At 73.6% G+C, this 22,531-nt stretch carries 26 protein-coding genes; 24 read left to right on the forward strand and 2 right to left on the reverse strand.

The annotated features are described in order from the left end of the window. The first annotated feature begins 86 nt into the window (after window positions 1–86). The 17 genes from ACP7BI_RS04055 (at window position 87) to ACP7BI_RS04135 (ending at window position 12,450) form a co-directional block, all read left to right on the forward strand. Window positions 87–374, forward strand: a complete 288-nt coding sequence (locus ACP7BI_RS04055; protein ID WP_425843579.1) for a WXG100 family type VII secretion target — start codon at window positions 87–89, stop codon at window positions 372–374. Between the two features lie 159 nt (window positions 375–533). After that, window positions 534–842, forward strand: coding sequence for a hypothetical protein (locus ACP7BI_RS04060; RefSeq protein ID WP_425843920.1), 309 nt, complete (start codon window positions 534–536; stop codon window positions 840–842). Window positions 843–864: 22 nt separating this feature from the next. Further along, entirely contained in the window at window positions 865–2,082 is a 1,218-nt protein-coding gene (locus ACP7BI_RS04065) for a hypothetical protein (RefSeq protein ID WP_425843922.1), read from the forward strand. Window positions 2,083–2,116: 34 nt separating this feature from the next. Continuing rightward, window positions 2,117–2,728 (forward strand): hypothetical protein, encoded by a 612-nt coding sequence (locus tag ACP7BI_RS04070; RefSeq protein WP_425843923.1) that lies wholly within the window; start codon window positions 2,117–2,119, stop codon window positions 2,726–2,728. After that, the gene (locus tag ACP7BI_RS04075) at window positions 2,725–3,516 is read left to right on the forward strand and encodes a hypothetical protein (RefSeq protein WP_425843924.1); all 792 of its coding nucleotides are present in this window, start codon (window positions 2,725–2,727) and stop codon (window positions 3,514–3,516) included. Before ACP7BI_RS04070 ends, ACP7BI_RS04075 begins: the two co-directional genes overlap by 4 nt. Before the next feature lie 49 nt (window positions 3,517–3,565). Beyond that, window positions 3,566–4,189, forward strand: coding sequence for a hypothetical protein (locus tag ACP7BI_RS04080; RefSeq protein WP_425843926.1), 624 nt, complete (start codon window positions 3,566–3,568; stop codon window positions 4,187–4,189). A gap of 262 nt (window positions 4,190–4,451) precedes the next feature. Then, on the forward strand, window positions 4,452–4,826 hold the full coding sequence (gene rpsL, locus ACP7BI_RS04085) for a 30S ribosomal protein S12 (protein ID WP_021010916.1): 375 nt from the start codon (window positions 4,452–4,454) through the stop codon (window positions 4,824–4,826). After that, window positions 4,826–5,296, forward strand: coding sequence for a 30S ribosomal protein S7 (gene rpsG / locus ACP7BI_RS04090; protein ID WP_021010915.1), 471 nt, complete (start codon window positions 4,826–4,828; stop codon window positions 5,294–5,296). Before rpsL ends, rpsG begins: the two co-directional genes overlap by 1 nt. An 85-nt stretch (window positions 5,297–5,381) precedes the next feature. Beyond that, the gene (fusA, locus tag ACP7BI_RS04095) at window positions 5,382–7,496 is read left to right on the forward strand and encodes an elongation factor G (protein WP_425843928.1); all 2,115 of its coding nucleotides are present in this window, start codon (window positions 5,382–5,384) and stop codon (window positions 7,494–7,496) included. 146 nt (window positions 7,497–7,642) lie between these two features. Continuing rightward, window positions 7,643–8,836: an elongation factor Tu gene (gene tuf / locus ACP7BI_RS04100; RefSeq protein WP_026374192.1), complete on the forward strand. Its 1,194-nt coding sequence runs from the start codon at window positions 7,643–7,645 to the stop codon at window positions 8,834–8,836. 113 nt (window positions 8,837–8,949) lie between these two features. After that, a complete protein-coding gene (locus ACP7BI_RS04105; protein ID WP_425843929.1) occupies window positions 8,950–9,729 on the forward strand; it encodes a hypothetical protein in 780 nt (259 codons plus the stop codon). 39 nt (window positions 9,730–9,768) lie between these two features. Beyond that, a complete protein-coding gene (locus ACP7BI_RS04110; RefSeq protein WP_425843931.1) occupies window positions 9,769–10,194 on the forward strand; it encodes a DUF1801 domain-containing protein in 426 nt (141 codons plus the stop codon). Beyond that, the gene (locus ACP7BI_RS04115) at window positions 10,187–10,417 is read left to right on the forward strand and encodes an SCO4848 family membrane protein (RefSeq protein WP_425843932.1); all 231 of its coding nucleotides are present in this window, start codon (window positions 10,187–10,189) and stop codon (window positions 10,415–10,417) included. The genes ACP7BI_RS04110 and ACP7BI_RS04115 overlap by 8 nt, the downstream gene beginning before the upstream one ends. Window positions 10,418–10,516: 99 nt before the next feature. Next, the gene (locus tag ACP7BI_RS04120) at window positions 10,517–10,870 is read left to right on the forward strand and encodes a hypothetical protein (protein ID WP_425843933.1); all 354 of its coding nucleotides are present in this window, start codon (window positions 10,517–10,519) and stop codon (window positions 10,868–10,870) included. An 81-nt stretch (window positions 10,871–10,951) separates the two neighbouring features. Continuing rightward, window positions 10,952–11,512 carry a hypothetical protein gene (locus ACP7BI_RS04125; RefSeq protein WP_425843934.1) on the forward strand — a complete coding sequence of 187 codons (561 nt, stop codon included), beginning with the start codon at window positions 10,952–10,954 and terminating at the stop codon, window positions 11,510–11,512. 11 nt (window positions 11,513–11,523) lie between these two features. Beyond that, the gene (locus tag ACP7BI_RS04130) at window positions 11,524–11,814 is read left to right on the forward strand and encodes a hypothetical protein (RefSeq protein ID WP_425843935.1); all 291 of its coding nucleotides are present in this window, start codon (window positions 11,524–11,526) and stop codon (window positions 11,812–11,814) included. Between the two features lie 96 nt (window positions 11,815–11,910). Further along, window positions 11,911–12,450, forward strand: coding sequence for an OsmC family protein (locus tag ACP7BI_RS04135; protein ID WP_425843936.1), 540 nt, complete (start codon window positions 11,911–11,913; stop codon window positions 12,448–12,450). A gap of 18 nt (window positions 12,451–12,468) precedes the next feature. Here the strand turns inward: ACP7BI_RS04135 and ACP7BI_RS04140 are convergent, their stop codons facing one another. After that, window positions 12,469–13,269 carry an IclR family transcriptional regulator gene (locus tag ACP7BI_RS04140; protein ID WP_425843938.1) on the reverse strand — a complete coding sequence of 267 codons (801 nt, stop codon included), beginning with the start codon at window positions 13,267–13,269 and terminating at the stop codon, window positions 12,469–12,471. A gap of 52 nt (window positions 13,270–13,321) precedes the next feature. On the opposite strand from ACP7BI_RS04140, the gene hutH reads away from it, so the two are divergent. The 6 genes from hutH to ACP7BI_RS04170 all read left to right on the forward strand — a co-directional run bounded on the left by hutH (window position 13,322) and on the right by ACP7BI_RS04170 (window position 20,876). Next, the gene (gene hutH, locus ACP7BI_RS04145) at window positions 13,322–14,911 is read left to right on the forward strand and encodes a histidine ammonia-lyase (RefSeq protein WP_425843939.1); all 1,590 of its coding nucleotides are present in this window, start codon (window positions 13,322–13,324) and stop codon (window positions 14,909–14,911) included. Window positions 14,912–15,014: 103 nt separating this feature from the next. Then, window positions 15,015–16,673, forward strand: coding sequence for a urocanate hydratase (hutU, locus tag ACP7BI_RS04150; RefSeq protein ID WP_425843940.1), 1,659 nt, complete (start codon window positions 15,015–15,017; stop codon window positions 16,671–16,673). Window positions 16,674–16,675: 2 nt separating this feature from the next. Beyond that, complete coding sequence (gene hutI / locus ACP7BI_RS04155) at window positions 16,676–17,884, forward strand: imidazolonepropionase (protein ID WP_425843941.1); 1,209 nt, start codon at window positions 16,676–16,678, stop codon at window positions 17,882–17,884. A gap of 33 nt (window positions 17,885–17,917) precedes the next feature. Further along, window positions 17,918–19,063 (forward strand): type III polyketide synthase, encoded by a 1,146-nt coding sequence (locus tag ACP7BI_RS04160; protein ID WP_425843943.1) that lies wholly within the window; start codon window positions 17,918–17,920, stop codon window positions 19,061–19,063. A gap of 2 nt (window positions 19,064–19,065) precedes the next feature. Then, a complete protein-coding gene (locus ACP7BI_RS04165) occupies window positions 19,066–19,776 on the forward strand; it encodes a methyltransferase domain-containing protein (protein WP_425843944.1) in 711 nt (236 codons plus the stop codon). Further along, window positions 19,773–20,876 (forward strand): FAD-dependent oxidoreductase, encoded by a 1,104-nt coding sequence (locus ACP7BI_RS04170; RefSeq protein ID WP_425843945.1) that lies wholly within the window; start codon window positions 19,773–19,775, stop codon window positions 20,874–20,876. The genes ACP7BI_RS04165 and ACP7BI_RS04170 overlap by 4 nt, the downstream gene beginning before the upstream one ends. On the opposite strand, the gene ACP7BI_RS04175 is transcribed toward ACP7BI_RS04170, so the two are convergent. Continuing rightward, on the reverse strand, window positions 20,873–21,787 hold the full coding sequence (locus tag ACP7BI_RS04175; protein WP_425843946.1) for an arginase family protein: 915 nt from the start codon (window positions 21,785–21,787) through the stop codon (window positions 20,873–20,875). The genes ACP7BI_RS04170 and ACP7BI_RS04175 overlap by 4 nt on opposite strands. 435 nt (window positions 21,788–22,222) lie before the next feature. Here ACP7BI_RS04175 and rpsJ point away from each other — a divergent pair, with 435 nt between their 5' ends. Then, on the forward strand, window positions 22,223–22,531 hold the full coding sequence (gene rpsJ, locus ACP7BI_RS04180) for a 30S ribosomal protein S10 (protein ID WP_021010896.1): 309 nt from the start codon (window positions 22,223–22,225) through the stop codon (window positions 22,529–22,531).

Consider the following 22,531-nt stretch of genomic DNA (forward strand, 5'->3'; position numbering starts at 1 on the left):
ATTGAGCGCCCGGGCCCGCTTTCGTACCGTGGCTCCAGAGCGGCCCGCAGCGGGCCCGCGAACCAGACCTCGAGAGGATCAGATCCATGAGCGATTTCGGCGCATCGTATGCAGAGATGGAGTCCGTGGCGGGCAAGCTCGACACGGGCAAGGAGGACATCTCGGGTGTCCTGAAGGACCTGAAGGGCCAGGTCGACACCCTGCTGGGCGAGGACTTCAAGACGCAGCACGCGTCGGGCAAGTTCGGTGAGGGCTACGAGGAGCTCACGACGGGTCTCGAGCAGGCGATCGAGGGCATCTCTGAGATGGGCGAGGCGCTGCGCGGCATGATGCAGGCGATCCAGTCGCTCGACGAGCAGCTCGCCGGCAGCTGATCGACCGCTCGAGAGGGGCTGGCCGCGAGGCCGGCCCCTCTCGGCGTCCGCGGCCGCGAGCCGAGCGGGTGGGGGAGTCCTCCCCATCGCCCTCGAGGCATCCGCCGCCTACGTTGAGGAGCAGGAGCGGTGCGGCCGCTGACGGACTCGAGGAGAGACATGGATGACGTGCTCATCACCTTCGACGAGCTGCTCGCGCTGCGGCAGCGGCTCGACGAGATCATCGTCGAGCTCGAGAGCGCGGGTGACCGGTCGAGCGAGCTCGAGGCGGCGATCGGCGCCCCCTACGGCCGGTGGGAGCTGCGCTCGGGCGCGGGCGACTTCGAGAGCCGCTGGAACGACAAGCGCGTCGACCTCGCGCGCGACATGACGAAGGTGCGCGACCACGTGCAGGGCGTGCTCGAGGGCTTCGCGGAGTTCGACGAGGAGGCCTCGCTCGAGCTCGAGGCCGCAGACGCCGCGAGCTGACCAGGACGACGAGGAGACGACGATGCACGCAGGACCGCAGTCGCCGAGGGGCCGCTGGATCGACTACGTGGAGGGCGACCCCGAGGGGATCGTCGCGCGCGGCGAGGCGATCGCGTCGCTCGGGCGGGCGATGACGGCGAGCGCGGCGACGCTCGAGCAGGTCAAGAGCGGCGCCGACGGCCAGAAGGGCCTCGCGGTCGCGAAGCTGCGCGAGGTGGTCGGCGACTCCCACGGGCTGCTCCGGCAAGCGGGCGAGCTCTACGAGCCGACCGGTCCCGTGCTCGTCGCCTACGGCGAGGCGCTCGCCGACGTGCAGCCGAAGATCAAGGCGCACGTCGACACGTGCGCAGCGCTGTGGTCGACGTTCTCTGCGCTGCCGGGCTCGGTCGAGCCGCGCGGCACGGGCGGCTGGTTCCAGCCCGAGCCCGACAGCCCCGAGGCTGTGCAGCAGGCGGAGGAGGATGCCGCGAAGCTCGCCGCCTACCGCGCGTGGGAGGACGAGGCGGGCTGCTGGGACGCCGACTACGACACCTGGGAGGACGCCTTCGAGTCCGCCGCGAGCGGCATCGGCGACGTGCTCGAGGGCAAGGTCGAGGACGGCTTCTGGGACAACGTCGACGGCTTCGTCGCGGGACTGCAGAAGGCGCTCAGCTGGGCGGGGCTCGCGGTGGGCATCCTCGCGATCATCTTCGGCGGCCCGATCCTCGCCCTCATCGGCGGCATCATCGGCCTCGTCGCCCTCGGCTTGACGATCTACCAGAAGATCCGCGGGGACGCGGGATGGCTGCAGCTCGGGCTCGCGATCGCGGGCGTGCTGCCGTGGGGCAAGCTCGGGAAGATCGCGAGCGGCAAGTTCAGCGTCGCCGACGACATGTTCGGCGGCGTGCTCGGCGCGACCGCGTGGCGCAACGCCGGCTCGCAGGCGAAGGAGCTCGGCTTCGCCTACCTCTTCCACGGCCGCGGCGCGAGCGGCGCGCTCGGGAGCCTGCGCCAGCTCGCGACCGGCAACAACCCGAACGGCTTCGGCGACGTGCTCCTGCGCCTCATGACGGGGAAGGACGTCGCGGCCTTCGAGAAGCTCGGCGACGTGACGACCGGCGTCCTGCCGGCGCTCGCCACCGCATCCGACCTCCTGCACGGCCTCTTCGCCGTGCCCCTCAAGTACGACGGCTGGATCTCGAAGTTCACGGGCCACGAGACGGTCAAGGAGAAGGTGCCCGCCTTCGACATCGTCTGGTGATCGAGGCGCGCTCGAGCGACGAGGGATGTGATCGGTGACGGCCACGTGGCGGATCTCCGCGAGCTCGGCCGCTCCCGGCTGGCTCGGCATGCCGCCGCTCGGCGCCGACGACGGCGACTGGGTCGCCGAGAGCACCGCGGCGCTGCGCGCCGCGTTCGGCGAGCGCTGGAGCGATGACCTCGACCGCGCCGTGCCGGCGCTGCTGCGAGCGGGGCTCGAGCGCCGTGAGGCCGACGACCTGCTCGCGTGGCAGCTGTGGCCCGTCGCGCTGCCCGTCTTCTCGATCGTCCGCGCGCGCGTCGTGCCGAGCGCCGCGCTGCCCGGCTTCCACGCGGCGGGCGCGGCCGTGCAGCCGATCGAGAGCTCGACCCTCGGCCCGGGCGTGCAGGTCACCGCGCGCGTGCGGCTCGAGGAGGCGAACGCGTCGGCGGCGGTCGCCGTGCTCGCCTTCGACGACGGCGAGGCCGCGTTCGCGCTCTCGATCGACCCGACCGTCGCGGAGGTCGCCGACCGCTCGGCGCCCGCGCTCCTCGACCTCGTCGACCGCATCGAGCTCGAGCGGCCCGACGGCTCCGCGTTCCGCGCCGAGCCGCCCGCGGGCCTCGTCGCCGACGAGGCGGGCTGGAGCCTGGGAGGCGCGGCGTGAGCCTCCGCCACGACAGCGCCCTCGCGTGGGCCGACGACCTCTCGGCCGCCGCCGAGCCGCGGCTCGGCATCCTCGAGGCCTACGCCCTCCAGCGCTACCCCGCCGCGCTCGAGCACATGGGCGACGACGGCGCCGGGCTCGCGCGCGTCGCGGGCGCGAAGGGCAGCGGCATGGCGGGCCTCTGGCTGCTGCTGCCGCTCCTGCTCGCGGTCATCGCGCCCGTCATCGGCTTCGCCGCGCTGCTGGGCGACCCGCTCGGCTACCACCGCCTCGACGGCGAGGTGTCCGTGCCCATCGCGGGCGCGTGCTTCGGCGTTGCCGCCGTCGTGCAGGTCGTCGCCGCGGTGACGTGGCTGCGCGGGCCGCGCCTGCGCGACCGGCAGCTGCTGCTGCTCGGCTTCGGCACGGCGGTCTTCGCCGCGCTCAGCTGGTGGGTCATGGGCTCCGCCGCCTCGCTCGCGTCGGTCGCCGGCGTCGGCGGATGGCGCAGCGCCGTGCTCGTCGCCGGCGTGCTCGGCCTCGTGCTCGGCGTGCTCGTGCTCGCCCTCGGCCGCGGCGCCGCCGCCGTCACCGCCGCCCCGGAGGACGCTCGCGCGCATCGCGACGTGCTCGCCGCCGTGCTCGCGGGCATCCCCGACCACGAGCTGCGGAGCATCCGCGACGACCGCGACGCGGCGATCGCCCTGCTCGCCGAGCGCGGCAGGCTCGAGCCGAGCATCGCCGAGCGCGCCCGTCGGGCCGGGCTCGGCACGCTGCACCGCCTCGACGCCGAGCAGCGCGCGCAGTGACCGCGCCCCGCTCGGACGAGCCCCGGGCATCCATGACCGAGGAGGACGCATGAGCGAGCAGACCGACCTGCGCGCGGAGCTCGGAGCCGCGCCCGACCCCGAGTTCGAGCTCGAGCTGCCGCCCGGCTGGGCGCGGCACGCGCCGGATCGCGCCACGCAGGACGCGATGGCCGCCGGCATCCGCCAGCGCATGCTCCGCGCCCACCGGCCCGACCTCTACGCGCAGGCGCAGCGCATGCTCCAGGACTCGTTCGAGGCGATGCAGCGCAGCGACGTCGTCGCCTTCTTCACGCCCACCGAGGAGGGCGACGACACGCTGTGGCTGTCGTCGTCGATCCTCGCCTCCATCCGCCGCGCGCAGCCCGACGTCACGCTCGACGAGGCGGTGCGCCACGCGATCCTCGAGTACGACGCGGCGCCGCTCGACGAGTCGAAGCGCATCGTGCGCTTCGAGCGCGACCGGCTCGAGACCGTGCAGGGCGAGTCGCTGCGGGTGCTCACCGTCGTCTACCTCACGCCCGTCCCCGGCACGCAGCGCCGGCGCGCGCTGCAGCTGACGGCGACCATCAACCGGCCGGTCGACGTGGACGTCGAGGATCCGCTCGTCGACGGCCAGCGCATCCTCCTCGACGCGTGCGTCTCGACGCTGCGCTGGCGGCGCCCGCAGCCCTGACGCCCGCCCTCGCGACCGACGCTTGACCGTGCATGCGCCGTGCCCCTAACATTGACCGGGTGTGCGCACACGCGCGCCCTGCCTCATGCGCGGGGAGCGGGCGGGCAGCACTCGGGCAGCGGACACCGGTCCGCGAGCCCCCACGGCATATCCACCACCTGAGAAGAGCGCGCGGAAGCGCGTGCGGTGGATCACCGATGGAGTCGGCCGGGCCGACGAACCACATCGAAATCGCTGTCACCGTGCAGCAGGAAGAAGCAACGTGCCCACCATCCAGCAGCTGGTCCGCAAGGGTCGGTCGCCGAAGGTCTCGAAGACCAAGGCGCCGGCGCTGAAGGCGAACCCCCAGCAGCGCGGCGTCTGCACCCGCGTCTACACCACCACCCCCAAGAAGCCGAACTCGGCGCTCCGCAAGGTCGCGCGCGTGAAGCTCTCGAACGGCACCGAGGTCACCGCCTACATCCCCGGTGAGGGCCACAACCTCCAGGAGCACTCGATGGTGCTCGTGCGCGGCGGTCGAGTGAAGGACCTCCCCGGCGTGCGCTACAAGATCGTGCGCGGCGCGCTCGACACCCAGGCCGTGAAGAACCGCAAGCAGGCTCGCAGCCGCTACGGCGCGAAGATGGAGAAGAAGTAATGCCTCGCAAGGGTCCCGCTCCCAAGCGCCCGGTCGTTGCTGACCCCGTCTACGGCGCACCGATCGTCTCGCAGCTCGTCAACAAGATCCTCCTCGACGGCAAGAAGGGCCTCGCCGAGCGCATCGTCTACGGCGCGCTCGCCGGTGTCGGCACCAAGTCGGGACAGGACGCCGTGACGGTGCTCAAGAAGGCGCTCGACAACATCCGCCCCACCCTCGAGGTGAAGTCACGCCGCGTCGGTGGCTCGACCTACCAGGTGCCCGTCGAGGTCAAGCCGCACCGCGCGAACACGCTCGCGCTGCGCTGGCTCGTCTCGTACGCCAAGGCGCGTCGCGAGAAGACCATGACCGAGCGCCTCATGAACGAGATCCTCGACGCCTCGAACGGCCTCGGCGCCGCCGTGAAGCGTCGCGAGGACACGCACAAGATGGCCGAGTCGAACAAGGCCTTCGCGCACTACCGCTGGTGACAGCCAGAGCCGAGGGCGGGGCCCGACCGGCCCCGCCCTCGGCTCACCAGACCAACCCGCTCCATCCACTCATCGGAGGAACCCTGTGGCACAGGACGTGCTCACCGACCTGAACAAGGTCCGCAACATCGGCATCATGGCCCACATCGATGCCGGCAAGACCACCACGACCGAGCGCATCCTGTTCTACACGGGCGTCAACCACAAGATGGGCGAGACGCACGACGGCGGCGCGACCACCGACTGGATGGAGCAGGAGCAGGAGCGCGGCATCACGATCACGTCGGCCGCCGTGACCTGCTTCTGGGACAAGAACCAGATCAACATCATCGACACCCCCGGCCACGTCGACTTCACGGTCGAGGTCGAGCGCTCGCTCCGCGTGCTCGACGGCGCGGTCGCCGTCTTCGACGGCAAGGAGGGCGTCGAGCCCCAGTCCGAGACGGTGTGGCGCCAGGCCGACAAGTACGACGTGCCGCGCATCTGCTTCGTCAACAAGATGGACAAGCTCGGTGCCGACTTCTACTTCACGGTCGACACGATCGTGAACCGCCTCGGCGCGCGCCCGCTCGTCATCCAGCTGCCGATCGGCGCGGAGAGCGCCTTCGAGGGCATCGTCGACCTGGTCGAGATGAACGCGAAGACCTGGCGCGGCGACGCCAAGGGTGACGTGAAGATGGGCGCCGAGTACGCGATCGAGGAGATCCCGGCCGACCTCAAGGAGAAGGCCGAGGAGTACCGCGCGGCCCTCATCGAGACGATCGCCGAGAGCGACGACACGCTCATGGAGAAGTTCTTCGAGGGCGAGGAGATCTCGGTCGCCGAGATCAAGGCCGCCATCCGCAAGATGACGATCAACTCCGAGCTCTACCCCGTGCTGTGCGGTTCCGCGTTCAAGAACCGCGGCGTGCAGCCGATGCTCGACGCGGTCGTGGACTACCTGCCCTCGCCCGTCGACGTGCCGGCCATCCCCGGTCGCGACGTGCGCGACGAGGAGGTCGTCATCGAGCGCCACGCCGACCGCGACGAGCCGTTCGCCGCCCTCGCGTTCAAGGTCGCCGTGCACCCGTTCTTCGGCCGCCTCACCTACGTGCGCGTCTACTCGGGCCACGTCGACTCGGGCGCCGCCGTCGCGAACTCCACGAAGGGCAAGAAGGAGCGCATCGGGAAGATCTTCCAGATGCACGCCAACAAGGAGAACCCGGTCGACTCGATGACCGCGGGCCACATCTACGCGGTGATCGGCCTCAAGGACACGACGACGGGCGACACGCTGAGCGACCCGTCGAACCAGGTCGTGCTCGAGTCGATGACGTTCCCCGCGCCCGTGATCGAGGTCGCGATCGAGCCGAAGACGAAGGCCGACCAGGAGAAGCTCTCCACGGCCATCCAGAAGCTCGCCGAGGAGGACCCCACCTTCCGCACCGAGAACAACCCCGAGACGGGACAGACCGTCATCAAGGGCATGGGCGAGCTGCACCTCGACATCCTCGTCGACCGCATGAAGCGCGAGTTCAAGGTCGAGGCCAACGTCGGCAAGCCGCAGGTGGCCTACCGCGAGACGATCAAGGGCACGATCGAGAAGTACGACTACACCCACAAGAAGCAGACGGGTGGCTCCGGCCAGTTCGCCAAGGTGCAGATCAAGCTCGAGCCGCTCGAGATCACCGCGGAGCAGACGTACGAGTTCGTGAACGCCGTCACGGGCGGTCGCGTGCCGCGCGAGTACATCCCCTCGGTCGATGCGGGCATGCAGGACGCGATGCAGGTCGGCGTGCTCGCCGGCTTCCCGACGGTCGGCGTGAAGGCGACGCTGCTCGACGGCGCCGCGCACGACGTCGACTCGTCGGAGATGGCGTTCAAGATCGCCGGCTCGATGGCGTACAAGGAGGCCGCGCGCAAGGCGCAGCCGGTGCTCCTCGAGCCGCTCATGGCGGTCGAGGTGCGCACGCCCGAGGAGTACATGGGCGACGTCATCGGCGACCTCAACTCGCGTCGCGGGCAGATCCAGTCGATGGAGGACGCCCAGGGCGTGAAGGTCGTCAAGGCCCTCGTGCCGCTGTCGGAGATGTTCGGCTACGTCGGCGACCTGCGGTCGAAGACGTCTGGCCGTGCCGTCTACTCGATGGAGTTCTCGACCTACGCCGAGGTGCCGAAGGCCGTCTCGGACGAGATCGTCCAGAAGAGCAAGGGCGAGTGAGCTCGCGGGGCGGCGAGAGCCGCCCCGGCCCACCGCCCTGCCGCGGTTTTCGATGAGACCGCGGCGCAAGTACCATAGATCAACACCACCGAACGCTCTGCCGCGAAGCGGCGGTGCACTCATGAGAACAGTCCTAGGAGGACATAGTGGCTAAGGCCAAGTTCGAGCGGACCAAGCCGCACGTCAACATCGGAACGATCGGTCACGTCGACCACGGCAAGACGACGCTGTCGGCTGCGATCTCCAAGGTCCTGGCAGACAAGTACCCGTCGGCGACCAACGTGCAGCGCGACTTCGCCTCGATCGACTCGGCTCCCGAGGAGCGCCAGCGCGGCATCACGATCAACATCTCGCACATCGAGTACGAGACGCCGAAGCGCCACTACGCGCACGTCGACGCGCCGGGTCACGCCGACTACATCAAGAACATGATCACGGGTGCGGCCCAGATGGACGGCGCGATCCTCGTGGTCGCCGCCACCGACGGCCCGATGGCGCAGACCCGCGAGCACGTGCTGCTCGCGAAGCAGGTCGGCGTGCCGTACCTCATGGTCGCGCTCAACAAGTCGGACATGGTCGACGACGAGGAGATCCTCGAGCTCGTCGAGCTCGAGGTCCGCGAGCTGCTCTCGAGCCAGGACTTCGACGGCGACAACGCCCCGGTCATCCGCGTCTCGGCGCTCAAGGCGCTCGAGGGCGACGAGAAGTGGACGCAGGCCATCCTCGACCTCATGCAGGCCGCGGACGACAACATCCCCGACCCGGTGCGCGACCGCGACAAGCCGTTCCTCATGCCGATCGAGGACGTCTTCACCATCACCGGCCGTGGCACGGTCGTGACGGGCCGCGCCGAGCGCGGCACGCTCGCGATCAACTCCGAGGTCGAGATCGTCGGCATCCGCCCGACGCAGAAGACCACGGTCACGGGCATCGAGATGTTCCACAAGCAGCTCGACGAGGCATGGGCCGGCGAGAACTGCGGTCTGCTGCTCCGCGGCACCAAGCGCGAGGACGTCGAGCGCGGCCAGGTCGTCGTGAAGCCGGGCTCGGTCACGCCGCACACGAACTTCGAGGGCACGGCGTACATCCTCGCCAAGGACGAGGGCGGCCGCCACAACCCGTTCTTCACGAACTACCGCCCGCAGTTCTACTTCCGCACCACCGACGTCACGGGCGTCATCTCGCTGCCCGAGGGCACCGAGATGGTCATGCCCGGCGACACCACCGACATGACGGTCGAGCTCATCCAGCCGATCGCCATGGAGGAGGGCCTCGGCTTCGCGATCCGCGAGGGCGGCCGCACGGTCGGCGCCGGCACGGTGACGAAGATCATCAAGTAGTCTCCGGACTGCCGAACGGGGGCTCCTGCATTCGCAGGGGCCCCCGTTCTCGTCGTGCGACGTGCTGCTGCGGGCCTGCGGCGGGGATGACCGCTCATCGATATCGTGCACGAATGCAGCCGAACGACTACGCCGCGCTCTCGGAGGCGCTGACCGGGTGGGCCGCTCAGGCAGACGGCGTGCTCGGCCTCGTGCTCGTCGGCAGCACTGCCGACGGTGCCCGCTCGCCCGACGCGTGGAGCGACCACGACTTCTTCGTCGTCGCCGCTCCGGGGACGGCCGAGCAGCTCCGGGCGAGCAGCGCGTGGTTGCCGTCGCGCGGCACCCGGATCGTGGTGCACGAGCGCGACACCGAGCACGGCGCGTGGGTCGTCTTCGATGACGGGCACCTGCTCGAGTACGCCGTCTTCACGCCCGAGGAGCTCGCGCTCGCCCGCGCTGACGCATACCGGATCGCCGTCGACCGCATCGGCGGCCTCGAGGCGCGGCTGCGCCACTCGCTCGAGCCGGCCCGTTGCGATGCGCGTGCCGCCGCGACCCGGCTGCACCGAGCGCTCCTCGTCGGCGGCGGCCGTGGCGCGCGCGGCGAGCGGCTCGCGGCGCGCAGGCACCTGCTCGACGCCGGCGGCGCGCTCCTCGAGCTCGCGGCAGCGCTGCCCGCGAGCGGGACGGACGCCGACGCGCTCGGCCCTCGTGATCCGCACGATCCGTGGCGGCGCGCCGAGGCAGCGCAACCGGCGATCGCCGCCGAGCTCGAGGCGGCCCTCGCCCGCTCCGACCTCGACGCCGCGGTGGCGATCGCCGACCTCGCCGCGCGCGTCGCCGGGACTGCGCCCTGGTGGCCCGCGTCGCTCGCGACCGCCGTGCGGGATCGGCTCGCGGCCGGGCTGTGAGGAGCGCGCACTCGCGCGTGCGGCGACTAGCCTGTCGTCATGGCAGAGCCGAAGACGAAGCCGACCGACGCGAGCGTCGCCGACTTCCTGGACGCCGCGCAGCCCGCGCGGCGCGCGGAGGACGCGAAGCGGCTCGTGGCGATCATCCGCGAGGAGACGGGCGCCGAGCCCGTCATGTGGGGGCCGTCGATGGTCGGCTTCGGCTCGTTCCGCTACGTCTCCCCGTCCGGCTCCTCGACCGGCGACTGGCCCAAGGTCGCGCTCTCGCCGCGGAAGGCTGCGCTCACGCTCTACGGGCTCAAGGACCGCCCGGAGGGCGAGGCGCTGCTGCCGGAGCTCGGCGAGTACACCGAGGGCGCGGGGTGCCTGTACGTCAAGCGCCTCGACGGCATCGACGAGGACGTGCTGCGCAGGCTCGTCCGCATCGCTTGGCGTCGCGAGGACGACGGGACGCGCGATGCCTGAGGCTGTCGGCACGCTCGGCGCGATCCTGCTGCTCGTCGGCGCCGCGTTCAGCGTCGTCGTCTGGCCCGCCTTCCTCCGGCGCGTCGCGCGCGACGAGCGCGCCCGCGACTCGGCGGGGCGGCCGACGAGGTTCCTCACCGTGCACGTGACCCTCGTCGCGATCGCGATCGTCATCGCGATCGCGCAGGCGGTCGCCGGCATCTGGTGGCTCGCCGTCTCCTGAGCCCCGCCGTCCCCGAGCGCGGGGAGCGCGCTCCCAGCCGCGTCGGGTTGGCTGGTCGCAGCGACCGCGATCGCGGCCGCGCGAGAGGAGAGCTGCAGCATGGCTGGATTCGAGGACCTCGCCGACGAGGCGCGCGAGCAGCGCGACGACGAGATGCCGGGCACGCGATCGCCCGCGAACGAGCTCATCGGCGCTGACGGCACCGGCTCGGACGAGACGAGCACCGACCCGAACGTGCCGAGCGCGGACACCGAGGCGACGAGCGGGGCCTGGGCCGCCGCTGATCACACCGGCTCGGAGGAGGGCGGCGACGGCTTCGGGCCCGAGGGCACCCGCTCGCCCGCGACCGAGCCCGACGCGCTGGGCACGGGCGAGGCCGGCGATGCCGACGTCGACGCGAGCGGCTTCGGCGACCCCTTCGACGGCGGCGCCGTCGACGTGCGCGGCGACTGACTGATGCCGCTCCCAGCCGGCGGTGCTTGGCTGGGAGCGGAGCCGGCGCACCGGTGCCGGCCTTGACCTGGAGGTGCGAGCATGGCAGACAGCCCCATCCGTGACGGCGGCGACCAGCCCCTCGACGACGAGCCCAAGCGCCCCGACGGCACCGACCCGCTCGACACGGTGCCCGTGCGCCGCGGCGGCGACCACCCGCCGGAGGACGACCGCCAGCTGCCCGCGGGCGGTGAGCCCGGCCTGCCCTATCCGAACGCGGATCGGGATGGGCAGTCGGACTTCGTCGCCGATGCGACCGGCGAGCGATACGAGCGCACCGTCGACGAGGGCCTCGAGCGCATCGACGAGCATCGCGCGCGCATCGAGGAGCTCGAGGCCGAGCAGCCCGGCGCGGCCGTCGGCTCCTCCGGCTCGTCGCTCCAGCCGGGCCCCGGCGCGCCCGACGTGCCGGGCGGGCCTGCCGGCTCCGGCGACGCGGGCGTCGCGGAGCCCGACCCCGCCGCTCCCGATCCGACCGCACCCGGCGCGCCCACGGCGCCCGCGGCGCCGCAGGGCCCCGGCACGCTCGACCCCGCCGCGCCCGTCGGCGACCCGGCGGGCGACGCGAGCGCGCTCGACGACATCGACAGGGCGCAGCCCTGAGAGGGGGAGACGTGCAGCACGACGACATCGAGCCCATGGAAGGCTTCGAGGACATCGAGGAGCCGGAGCGCTCCCGCGACGACGACGAGGCGCCCGAGCTCGCGCTCGACGCCGACGCGCCGGAGGGCGTCTCGGGCGACCTCTCGGGACGCTCGTACGACGAGCTCTCGGACCTCGCCCGCGCGGCCATCGAGCGCGACGACGCGACGGCCAACGCCGAGCTCGAGCCCGACGACGCCGCCGCCGCGGTGGTCGAGGGCTCCGAGCCGCCGGGTCCTGACGCCGACGAGCGACCGGTGTGACGCGCGGCGACGCGGTGTGACGCGGTGTGACGCGGCGGGCTGCTCGGCCCGCCGCGTCCGTGCGAGCGTGTAGATCCCGAACCGAAGGAGCACCGCATGTCCGTCACCACCGCATCCCCCGTCGTCGTCTCCGCCGCCGATCGCGCGGCTCGCCTCGAGAGCGCCGAGCGTGCCTGGGGTGACCGGCTCGCAGCCGACCCTGGCAGCGCGCGCCTCGCCGTGGCGGTCTCGGGCGACCCCGAGGGCGCCGTCGCGACGCGCATCACCGCGGGACGGCACTCGTGGCTCATCGACGAGCCCGCCGGCCTGGCGGGTGACGACGCCGGGGCGAGCCCCGTCGAGGCGGCGCTCGGCGCGCTGCTCGCGTGCCAGACGGTCGTCTACCGCCTCTACGCCCAGCGCCTCGGCCTGACGATCGATCGGCTGGAGCTGCGCGCGGAGGGCGAGCTCGACGTGCGCGGCCTCTTCGGGGCCGACGACGTGCGCCCGGGCTTCGCGGGGGTGCGCGTCGTGGTCGACATCGACGGGCCGCACGAGCGCGAGCGCTTCGAGGAGCTGCGGCGCGTCGTCGACGCGCACTGCCCCGTGCACGACCTGCTCTCGAACCCGACGCCGATCGAGACGCGCCTCGCCTGACCGGGTCGAGCCCCCGGCTCAGCCGCCGCCGAGCCTCCGCGTGAGCTCGGCGGCGGCGTCCGCGCAGCGCGCACCGAGCGACGCCCAGTCGTGCGACTCGGCGTCGGCGAGCCGGAACGTGAGCCCCACTGCTGCCGCCGGGTGCCCCGCAGCGTCCCGCGCGGCGGCCGCGACCGAGCCGTACGTCGCATCCACCTCGCCCTCCTCGATCGCGAAGCCGCGCCGGCGGACGCCTGCGAGCATCGCGGTGAGCGCCGCGCGCGTCGCCGGCCGCTCGCCCTCGAGGTCGCGGTCGTGCGGCAGCAGCGCCCGCACCTGGTCGGGACCGAGCGCCGCGAGCATCGCCCGGCCGGTCGCGGTGCGCACCGCCGGGAGCCGCACGCCGACGCGCGAGACCGTCGCCGGCGAGCGCCGACCCTCGCCGCGCCCCGCGTAGGCGACGTCGCGGCCCGCGAGCACCGCGAGATGGCTCGTCGCCGGGAGGCCGGCGGTCGCGACGAGCCGGTCGAGGATGGGCTGCGCGAGCCGCTCGAGCCGCGTCGCGGCCGCGACCCGGGAGCCGAGCTGCTGCACGCGTGCGCTCGGCCCCCACGCGCCGAGCTCGGGGTAGTGCACGAGGAAGCCCTCGTCGCGCATCACCTGCAGCAGCTGGTACGCGCTCGAGCGCGGCAGGTCCAGCTCGCGCGCGATCGTCGCCGCCCGCACGGGGCCGGCCTGCTCGGCGAGCAGCGCGAGCACCCGCAGGGCGCTGCGCGCCGCGGGCATCCTGGGCGCTCCCACCGTGCCGCCTCCCGCATCCGAGTCTGAGATCTCAGACACCAGTATGCGCCGAGCGGGTGCGGCGCGGCACCGCACACGCTGGGATGGGGCCATGGCAGTGGTCATCGGTGACAATCCCCTCACTCGGCGCGAGGTCGTGCAGGTCGCGCGCTTCGACGCCCCCGTCGAGCTGAGCGTTGCGGCGCTCGCGCGCATCGACGCGGCGCGCGACGTGATCGACGCGCTCGCGGCCGACGACCGGCCCCACTACGGCATCTCGACCGGCTTCGGGGCGCTCGCGAACACGGCGATCGCGCCCGGCGACCGCGCGCGCCTGCAGCAGTCGCTCATCCGCTCGCACGCCGCCTCGAGCGGCGAGGCGGTCGAGCGCGAGGTCGTGCGCGGCCTCATGCTGCTGCGGCTCCAGACGCTCGCGACCGGCCGCACGGGCGTGCGCCGCGCGACCGCCGAGCTCTACGCCGGCATGCTGGGCGCCGGCATCACGCCGATCGTCGGCGAGTACGGCTCGCTCGGCTGCTCTGGCGACCTGGCGCCGCTCTCGCACGTCGCGCTCGCGGCGATGGGGGAGGGCGTCGTCGAGTACGGCGGCGAGGTGATGGATGCGTCGACCGCGCTCGAGCGCGCCGGCCTCACTCCCGTCGTGCTCGCCGAGAAGGAGGGGCTCGCGCTCGTCAACGGCACCGACGGCATGCTCGCGATGCTGTGCCTCGCGCTCGCCGACCTCGACAAGCTGCTCGACGCCGCCGACCTCGCCGCGGCGATGAGCGTCGAGGGGCTGCTCGGCACCGACGCGCCGTTCGCGCCCGAGCTCATGGCGCTGCGCCCGCACCCCGGGCAAGCCGCGAGCGCCGCGAACATCGCGGCACTGCTCGCGGGCAGCCCGGTCGTCGCGAGCCACAAGGGGCCCGAGGACACGCGCGTGCAGGACGCCTACTCGCTGCGCTGCGCGCCGCAGGTGCACGGCACCGCGCGCGACACCGCCGCCCACGCCGCGCGCGTCGCCGAGATCGAGCTCGGCAGCGCGATCGACAACCCGGTCGTGCTGCCCGACGGCCGGGTCGTCTCGAACGGCAACTTCCACGGCGCGCCGATCGCGGCGGTGCTCGACTTCCTCGCGATCGCCATCGCCGACGTCGCCTCGATGAGCGAGCGCCGCTCCGACCGCTTCCTCGACCCGGCGCGCTCGTACGGGCTGCCGCCGTTCCTCGCCGACGACCCGGGCGTCGACTCGGGCCTGATGATCGCGCAGTACACGCAAGCGGGCATCGTCTCCGAGCTCAAGCGGCTCGCGGCGCCCGCCTCGGTCGACTCGATCCCCTCGAGCGCGATGCAGGAGGACCACGTGTCGATGGGCTGGGGCGCCGCGCGCAAGCTGCGCCGCGCGATCGACGGGCTCGGCCGCGTGCTCGCGATCGAGGTCATGACAGCCGCGCGAGGCATCGAGCTGCGCAGCGACCCGCCCGGGCCCCGGACCGGTCGGGTCATCGAGCAGCTGCGCAGTCGCGTGCCGGGCATCGGGCCCGACCGCTTCCTCGCCCGCGACATCGAGGCATCCGTCGCCTTCGTCGTCGGCGGCGGAGCGCTCATCGCAGCGGGGATGGTGCGCGGCGGCGAGGCATGGACCGCCGACGGCGGCGACGCGTGGATGTCGCACGACCACGCCCCGCCCGCCCGGCGATGACGCTTCGCAGGCGATCCCGGCCTCTCGAGGGAGCATTCCCCTCGGGTCGGCCGGATCGCCTGCACAACGGAAACAGCACGACCGACACACGGAGGAGGACGCCATGGAGGGCGCACGAGAGGTGAGGGCGCACCGCGGCACCGAGCTGCACGCGAAGGGCTGGCCGCAGGAGGCGGCGCTGCGGATGCTGCAGAACAACCTCGACCCCGAGGTGGCCGAGCACCCCGACGAGCTCGTCGTCTACGGCGGCACCGGGCGCGCGGCGCGCGACTGGCGCTCGTTCGACGCGATCGTGCGCGAGCTCGAGGCCCTCGAGGCCGATGAGACGCTGCTCGTGCAGTCGGGCCGCCCGGTGGGCGTCATGCGCACCCACGAGTGGGCGCCGCGCGTGCTCATCGCCAACTCCAACCTCGTCGGCGACTGGGCGACGTGGCCCGAGTTCCGCCGGCTCGAGGCCGAGGGGCTCACGATGTACGGCCAGATGACGGCCGGCAGCTGGATCTACATCGGCACCCAGGGCATCCTGCAGGGCACGTTCGAGACCTTCGCGGCCGTCGCCCGCTCGCTCGGCCGCGACTCGCTCGCCGGCACGATCACCCTCACCGCGGGCCTCGGCGGCATGGGCGGCGCGCAGCCGCTCGCGGTGACGATGAACGACGGCGTCGCGATCTGCGTCGAGGTCGACCGCTCGCGCATCGCGAGGCGCATCGAGCACCGCTACCTCGACGTCGAGGCGGAGGACGTGACGGATGCGCTCGCTCGCGCGATCGAGGCGAGGGACGCCGGGAGGGCGCTCTCGATCGGCCTGCACGCGAACGCCGCCGACGTCGTGCCGGAGCTGCTCGCGATGGGCGCGCCGATCGACATCGTCACGGATCAGACCAGCGCGCACGACCCGCTCGCGTACCTGCCGAGCGGCGTCGCGTTCGAGGACTGGGTCGCCGAGCGCGAGCGCGATCCGGCCGGCTTCACCGAGCGCGCCCGCGCGTCGATGGCGCGCCACGTCGAGGCGATGGTCGGCTTCCAGCGCGCGGGCGCCGAGGCCTTCGACTACGGCAACTCGATCCGCGCCGAGGCGCAGCTCGGCGGCTTCGCCGACGCCTTCGCGTTCCCCGGCTTCGTGCCCGCCTACATCCGGCCGCTGTTCTGCGAGGGCAAGGGCCCCTTCCGCTGGGCGGCGCTCTCGGGCGACCCCGAGGACATCCGCCGCACCGACGAGGCGATCCTCGAGCTCTTCCCCGACGACGCCCACCTCCACCGCTGGATCCGCATGGCGCAGGAACGCGTGCACTTCCAGGGGCTCCCCGCGCGCATCTGCTGGCTCGGGGCCGGCGAGCGCCACCGCGCAGGGCTGCGCTTCAACGAGATGGTCGCCGACGGCACGCTCTCGGCGCCGATCGTCATCGGCCGCGACCACCTCGACTCCGGCTCGGTCGCGAGCCCCTACCGCGAGACCGAGGCGATGCGCGACGGCTCCGACGCGATCGCCGACTGGCCGCTGCTCAACGCGCTCGTCAACACCGCCTCGGGCGCGAGCTGGGTCTCGATCCACCACGGCGGCGGCGTCGGCATCGGCCGCTCGATCCACGCGGGGCAGGTCTCGGTCGCCGACGGCACGTCGCTCGCCGCGGAGAAGCTCGAGCGCGTGCTCTCGAACGACCCCGCGATGGGCGTCATCCGCCACGCCGACGCCGGCTACGACGAGGCCGAGCGGTTCGCGCAGCTGCAGGGCATCCCCATCCCCATGCGCCGAGGGGCGTGACGATGGCGACCCTCGTGACCGGCATCGGCGAGCTCACCACGAACGACGACGAGCTCGGTCGGATGCGCGACGCGGCCCTCGTGCTCGACGGCGAGCTCGTGGCGTGGGTCGGGAGCGCCGCCGAGGCACCCGCCGCCGACGACGCGGTCGACGTCGGCGGGCGCGCGGTGCTGCCCGGCTGGGTCGACAGCCACACGCACCTCGTCTTCGCGGGCGACCGCACGGCCGAGTTCGAGGCCCGCATGGCCGGGGAGCCCTACGCCGCTGGCGGCATCGCCGCGACCGTCGCCGCGACGCGCGCGGCGAGCGACGCCGAGCTCGCCGCGAACCTCGACCGGCTCGCCGACGAGGCGCTCCGCGGCGGCACGACGGCGCTCGAGGTGAAGACGGGCTACGGCCTGACCGTCGCCGACGAGGCGCGCTCGGCGCGCATCGCGCGCGGCCGCGCCGACGCCGTCACGTTCCTCGGCGCGCACCTCGTGCCCGACGGGGCGGAGGCGGACGGGTACGTCGACCTCGTCGCGGGCGAGATGCTCGAGGCCGTCGCGCCGCTCGTCGACGCCGTCGACGTGTTCTGCGAGCGCGGCGCCTTCGACGAGGCGCAGTCGAGGCGCGTGCTCGAGGCCGCGAGGGACCGCGGCCTCGCGATGCGCGTGCACGGCAACCAGCTGGGGCCCGGCCCGGGCGTGCGGCTCGCAGTCGAGCTCGGCGCGCTGAGCGTCGACCACGTCGCCTTCGCCGACGACGACGAGGTCGCGCTGCTCGCAGGCTCGTGGCACGGCGGCCGCGGCACGGTCGCGACCGTGCTGCCCGCGTGCGACCTCTCGACGCGCATGCCGCTCGCGCCGGCGCGCCGGCTGCTCGACGCCGGCGCCGTCGTCGCGATCGCAAGCAACTGCAACCCGGGCTCGAGCTACACGACCTCGATGGCGTACTGCGTCGCGACGGCGGTGCTGCAGATGGGGCTCACGGTCGAGGAGGCCGTGCGCGCCGCGACCCTCGGCGGTGCGGTCGCGCTCGACCGCGACGCGCCCCGCTTCGACCGCCACGGCGCACCGCTGCCGCCGCTCGGCCGCCTCCGCCCCGGCGCTCGCGCCGACCTGCAGGTGCTCGACGCGCCTTCGGCCACCCACCTCGCCTACCGGCCGGGCGTGCCGCTCGTGCACGCGGTGTGGCGGCGCGGCGAAGCGGTCCTCCGCCCGCGCTCCTAGGTTCCTCAGGGCGGCGCGCCATAGTCTCGCGCCATGACGGTGCGACTTCGCGGCCTGTCGACGGCGGTGCCGGCGACGCAGCTCCAGCAGACCGAGGTCGCGGAGGTCTTCGGCGCGCAGCCGGGCCTCAGCCGGCTCGCGCAGCGCATCGTCTCGACGTCCTTCGGGCTCTCGGGCATCGAGCACCGCTACACCGTGCTCGAGGAGCTCTCGACCCACGGCCCCGAGGTCGCGGAGCCGGAGTTCTACGACCGCTCGCGGGGCCTCATCCTCGACCCGGGCACGCGCTTGCGCAACGACCGCTACGCCGAGCACGCCACGCGCCTCTACGTCGAGGCCGGCCGGGCGGCGCTCGCGGCGACGCCGGGCATCGACGCGGGCGACGTCACGCATGTCATCACCGTCTCCTGCACGGGCTTCTACGCGCCGGGCCCGGACTTCGTGCTCGCGCGCGACCTCGCCCTGCGCGCGGGCGTGCAGCGCTACCACCTCGGCTTCATGGGCTGCTACGCGTCGATGCCGGCGCTGCGGCTCGCCGCACAGCTGTGCGAGGCGGATGCGTCGGCGGTCGTCCTCGTCGTGAGCGTCGAGCTGTGCACCCTGCACCTGCGCACCTCCAACGACCCCGACACGATCGTCGCGACCTCGCTCTTCGGCGATGGCGCGGGCGCCGGCATCGTCTCGTCGCGCGCGCTCGAGGCGGGGGAGCGCGCGCTGCGGCTCGACCGCTTCGCGACCCGCACGACGCCGCAGGGCGAGGGCGACATGGCGTGGCGCATCGGCGACCACGGCTTCGAGATGGTGCTCTCGAACGCGGTGCCCTCGCTCATCGGCGAGCACGTGACCGGCGCGATCGAGCCGCTGCTCGAGCCCGAGCGGCCGCTCGTGGATGCGCTCCGCGGCGGCGCCGTCGGCGGCTCGATCGAGCACTGGGCCATCCACCCCGGCGGCCGCAGCATCCTCGACCACGTCGAGTCGACGCTCGCGCTCTCCGAGGCGCAGCTCGAGCCCGCGCGCGACACGCTCCGCGACTTCGGCAACATGTCGAGCGCGACCGTGCTGTTCGTGCTGCAGCGCATCCTCGAGGGCGACGCCGCGCAGGACGGCGACCGGATCGCCGCGATGGCCTTCGGCCCCGGCCTCACCGTCGAGTCGGCGCTCCTGACCGTCGAGGGCTGAGCGTGCTGCCGTGCCTGCGCTCGCGCGACCCCGACGTGCGGGAGGAGATGGACGACCCCGCGTGCGATCCCGCGACGCTCGAGCGCACCTACGCGCGCTTCGGCCTCGTGAACGCGATCGTCTCGGCGCCCCGTGCCGTCTACCGCGAGTGGGTGCGGCCACGCCTGCGCGCGGGCGGCGCCGTGCGGCTGCTCGACGTCGGCACCGGCGGCGCCGACCTGCCGCGCCGGCTGCTGCGCTGGGCGGCCGCCGACGGCGACCTCCGCGTCGTGGCGATCGATCCCGACCCGCGCTCGATCGCGTACGCGCGCTCGCTGCCGCCCGTGCCGGGCCTCGAGCTGCGACAGGCGACGACCCTCGACCTCGCGCGCGCGGGCGAGCGCTTCGACGTCGTGCTCTCGAACCACGTGCTCCACCACCTCTCGGGCGTCGAGCTCGGGGCGATCCTCGCCGATTCGGAGGCGCTGCTGCGTCGCGGCGGCGTCGCGGTGCACGGCGACATCGCGCGCTCGGCGCTCGCCTACGCGGCCTTCGCGGCCGCCACGGCCCCGTTCGAGCCGACGCTCCTGCGCGGCACCTTCATCCGCGCCGACGGGCTCGCGTCCATCCGCCGCAGCCACACGGCGCGCGAGCTCGCCGCCGCCGCGCCGCCCGGCTGGTGCGTGCGCCGCGGCATCCCCTACCGGCTCGAGCTCGTCCGGCGAGTCCCGTGACCGAGCGCCACGACGTCGCGATCGTGGGCGGCGGCGCCGTCGGGCTGCTGCTCGGCTGCCTGCTCGCGCAGCGCGGCCTCGACGCCGTCGTGCTCGAGCGGCGGTCGACGCCGTCGCGGAGCTCGCGCGCCATCGGCATCCATCCGCCGGGCCTCGCGGCCCTCGACGCGGTGGGCGTCGGCGGGCGCGTGCGCGCCGAGGGGGAGCGGATCCGCGGCGGCATCGCGCTCGCGGGCGGCCGGCAGCTCGCGCGGCTGCGCTTCGACGACCTCATCCACACGCTGCCGCAGCACCGCACCGAGGCGCTGCTGCGCGAACGGCTCGCGGCGCTCGCGCCCGGGGCGCTGCGGCAGGGCACCGAGGTGACTGGCCTCCGCGCCGTGCCGGGCGGGGTCGCGATCACCGCCGAGGGCGCTCGGCTCGAGGCGCGCTGGCTCGTCGGTGCCGACGGCATCCGCAGCACCGTCCGCCGGCTCGCGGGCATCGGCGTGTGCGAGCGCCGCGGCAGCGGCCCCTACGCGATGGCCGACGGACCCGACGGCACCGGCGCTCGCGGCATCGCCCTCCTGCACCTCGAGCGCGACGGCATCGTCGAGTCGTTCCCGCTGCCCGGCGGCGAGCGGCGCTGGGTCGCGCGGCTGCGCGATCCCGAGCCCGCCATGAGCGCCGAGCGGCTGCAGGCGATCCTCGCCGAGCGCCTCCCGGAGCCGCCACGGCTGCCGCAGAGCGCCCCCGCGAGCGCGTTCATCGCGCGGCAGCGCATGGCGACGACCTTCGCGCGCGGCCCGATCGCGCTCGTGGGCGACGCGGCGCACGAGGTGAGCCCGATCGGCGGGCAGGGCATGAGCCTCGGCTGGATCGACGCGCTCGAGCTCGATTCCGCGATCGGGTCGGCGACCGGCGAAGAGCCCTTCGCGGGCTACGCCGCGGCGCGGCGCCGCGCTGCGCTGCGGGCCATGCGGCGCGCGGCGTGGAACATGGGGATGGGCGCGCCGGTGCCGCCCGCGGGACGCGCCGCGCGGCTCGCCCTCACGCGCGTGCTGGGGCTGCCGCCCGCGCGCGGCGCGCTCGCCGCCGCGTTCACGATGCGCGGGCTCTAGGCCGCGCTCGCCGCGGGCCGCGAAGCGAGGCCCGCGAGCGCCTCGAGCACGCACACGGCGACGAGCCGCACCGTGCGGCCGTCGGGAGTGTCGGCGGATGCGTCGACCTCGGTGAAGTCGATCGAGGTCACCTCGGATGCCGACGCGAGCGCCCGGACGAGCTGCCGCAGCTGCCACGCGGAGAGGCCCCCGGGGAGCGACGCGGGGCAGCCGGGCGCGGCGGCACGGTCGCACGCGTCGACGTCGACGTCGACGTGCACGGGGCCGCCGGCCGCGGCGGCGATCGCGATCGCGCGCGCGGCGATCTCGCGAATCGGCGCCTCCTCGCACGCGTCGCGGCGGATGACGGTGATGCCCGCGTCCGCCGCCCGGCGGGCGTACGCATCCGAGTTCGCGAAGTCCTGGATGCCGATCTGCACGACCCGGCGGCCGTCGAGCCCCGCCTCGAGCAGCCGCCGCACGGGCGAGCCGTTGCTGCGGCCGTCGCGCAGGTCGTGGTGCGCGTCGATCGTGATGAGCCCCGCGGTGCCGATGCGCTCGCCCCACGCGCCGAGGGCGGCCGGCACGGTCGCGGCGTTGTCGCCGCCGATGCCGAGCACGAGCCGGGCACGCGCGGCGGCGCGCGCGACGAGCGCTGCTGCGGCCGGCTCGTCGCCGTCGGGATCTGCGGCGTCGCCCGCATCGGCGAGCCGCAGCGCCGCGAGGTCGACCCCCGCCGCGTGCGGGGAGGAGCGGCGGAGCGCCGCGCGCACGGCCGGGGGAGTGCCGTGCGCCGCGGTGGGGCTGATCGAGGTCGCGTGGGTCCCGAGCCCGACGAGCACGGCGTCGAGCGGGCCGTCGGCCGAGCCGAGCGCGGGCCAATCGCCGGCGCGCGGCCAGCTCGGGTCGTGGGGGAGAGCGGCGTCGGTCATGCCGCGACGCTAGCAAGCCCCACCGGGCTCCCAGCCTGCGCGCCGCGCGCTGCGCTTGCGTGGATGCCCGTCGCCGCGATGGGCGCGGCGCACCGATCCAGGAGGAGGCGCGCCCCACCGCATCCGCCCGAGTCCCGCTGAATGACGCGGCTCACGGCGCGACACGCCCGGGTTGCACGTACCTTCGCATCCGTGCGAGAATCGTGAGGTTGCAAACGCGGCGCTACCGCCGCTCACTGCCCTGCAGTGCACAGGACGATCGAGATCCTGGGCCGCGGGCAGCCAACGAAGAACTTCGCCGTTGCAGAGCAGGGCATGTCCATGCTCTGCGGCGGCGCGCGCTCCGCGAGGGGCATTGACAGAAGAACAGCGGTGCACTGACAGGTGCGTTGCGAGCAGCCGTAGAACGCTGCGTCGACAGGAAGAGAGTCAGCCATGGCGGGACAGAAGATCCGCATCCGACTGAAGTCGTACGACCACGAGGTCATCGACTCGTCGGCGCGGAAGATCGTCGACACCGTGACCCGTGCGGGCGCGACGGTGGTGGGCCCCGTGCCGCTGCCGACCGAGAAGAACGTGGTCGTCGTGATCCGTTCGCCCCACAAGTACAAGGACAGCCGCGAGCACTTCGAGAAGCGCACGCACAAGCGTCTCATCGACATCATCGACCCGACGCCCAAGGCCGTCGACTCGCTCATGCGCCTCGACCTGCCTGCTGACGTCAACATCGAGATCAAGCTCTAA

This window comes from Agrococcus sp. TSP3-2-1 (assembly GCF_049897585.1).
Classification (GTDB): domain Bacteria; phylum Actinomycetota; class Actinomycetes; order Actinomycetales; family Microbacteriaceae; genus Agrococcus.

Coding starts and splice junctions, on each gene's coding strand:
- ACP7BI_RS04055 (WP_425843579.1), top strand. CDS start 87: ATGAGCGATTTCGGCGCATCGTATGCAGAGATGGAGTCCGTGGCGGGC.
- ACP7BI_RS04060 (WP_425843920.1), top strand. CDS start 534: ATGGATGACGTGCTCATCACCTTCGACGAGCTGCTCGCGCTGCGGCAG.
- ACP7BI_RS04065 (WP_425843922.1), top strand. CDS start 865: ATGCACGCAGGACCGCAGTCGCCGAGGGGCCGCTGGATCGACTACGTG.
- ACP7BI_RS04080 (WP_425843926.1), top strand. CDS start 3,566: ATGAGCGAGCAGACCGACCTGCGCGCGGAGCTCGGAGCCGCGCCCGAC.
- rpsG (WP_021010915.1), top strand. CDS start 4,826: ATGCCTCGCAAGGGTCCCGCTCCCAAGCGCCCGGTCGTTGCTGACCCC.
- ACP7BI_RS04105 (WP_425843929.1), top strand. CDS start 8,950: ATGCAGCCGAACGACTACGCCGCGCTCTCGGAGGCGCTGACCGGGTGG.
- ACP7BI_RS04110 (WP_425843931.1), top strand. CDS start 9,769: ATGGCAGAGCCGAAGACGAAGCCGACCGACGCGAGCGTCGCCGACTTC.
- ACP7BI_RS04115 (WP_425843932.1), top strand. CDS start 10,187: ATGCCTGAGGCTGTCGGCACGCTCGGCGCGATCCTGCTGCTCGTCGGC.
- ACP7BI_RS04120 (WP_425843933.1), top strand. CDS start 10,517: ATGGCTGGATTCGAGGACCTCGCCGACGAGGCGCGCGAGCAGCGCGAC.
- ACP7BI_RS04125 (WP_425843934.1), top strand. CDS start 10,952: ATGGCAGACAGCCCCATCCGTGACGGCGGCGACCAGCCCCTCGACGAC.
- ACP7BI_RS04135 (WP_425843936.1), top strand. CDS start 11,911: ATGTCCGTCACCACCGCATCCCCCGTCGTCGTCTCCGCCGCCGATCGC.
- hutH (WP_425843939.1), top strand. CDS start 13,322: ATGGCAGTGGTCATCGGTGACAATCCCCTCACTCGGCGCGAGGTCGTG.
- hutU (WP_425843940.1), top strand. CDS start 15,015: ATGGAGGGCGCACGAGAGGTGAGGGCGCACCGCGGCACCGAGCTGCAC.
- hutI (WP_425843941.1), top strand. CDS start 16,676: ATGGCGACCCTCGTGACCGGCATCGGCGAGCTCACCACGAACGACGAC.
- ACP7BI_RS04160 (WP_425843943.1), top strand. CDS start 17,918: ATGACGGTGCGACTTCGCGGCCTGTCGACGGCGGTGCCGGCGACGCAG.
- ACP7BI_RS04175 (WP_425843946.1), bottom strand. CDS start 21,787: ATGACCGACGCCGCTCTCCCCCACGACCCGAGCTGGCCGCGCGCCGGC.
- rpsJ (WP_021010896.1), top strand. CDS start 22,223: ATGGCGGGACAGAAGATCCGCATCCGACTGAAGTCGTACGACCACGAG.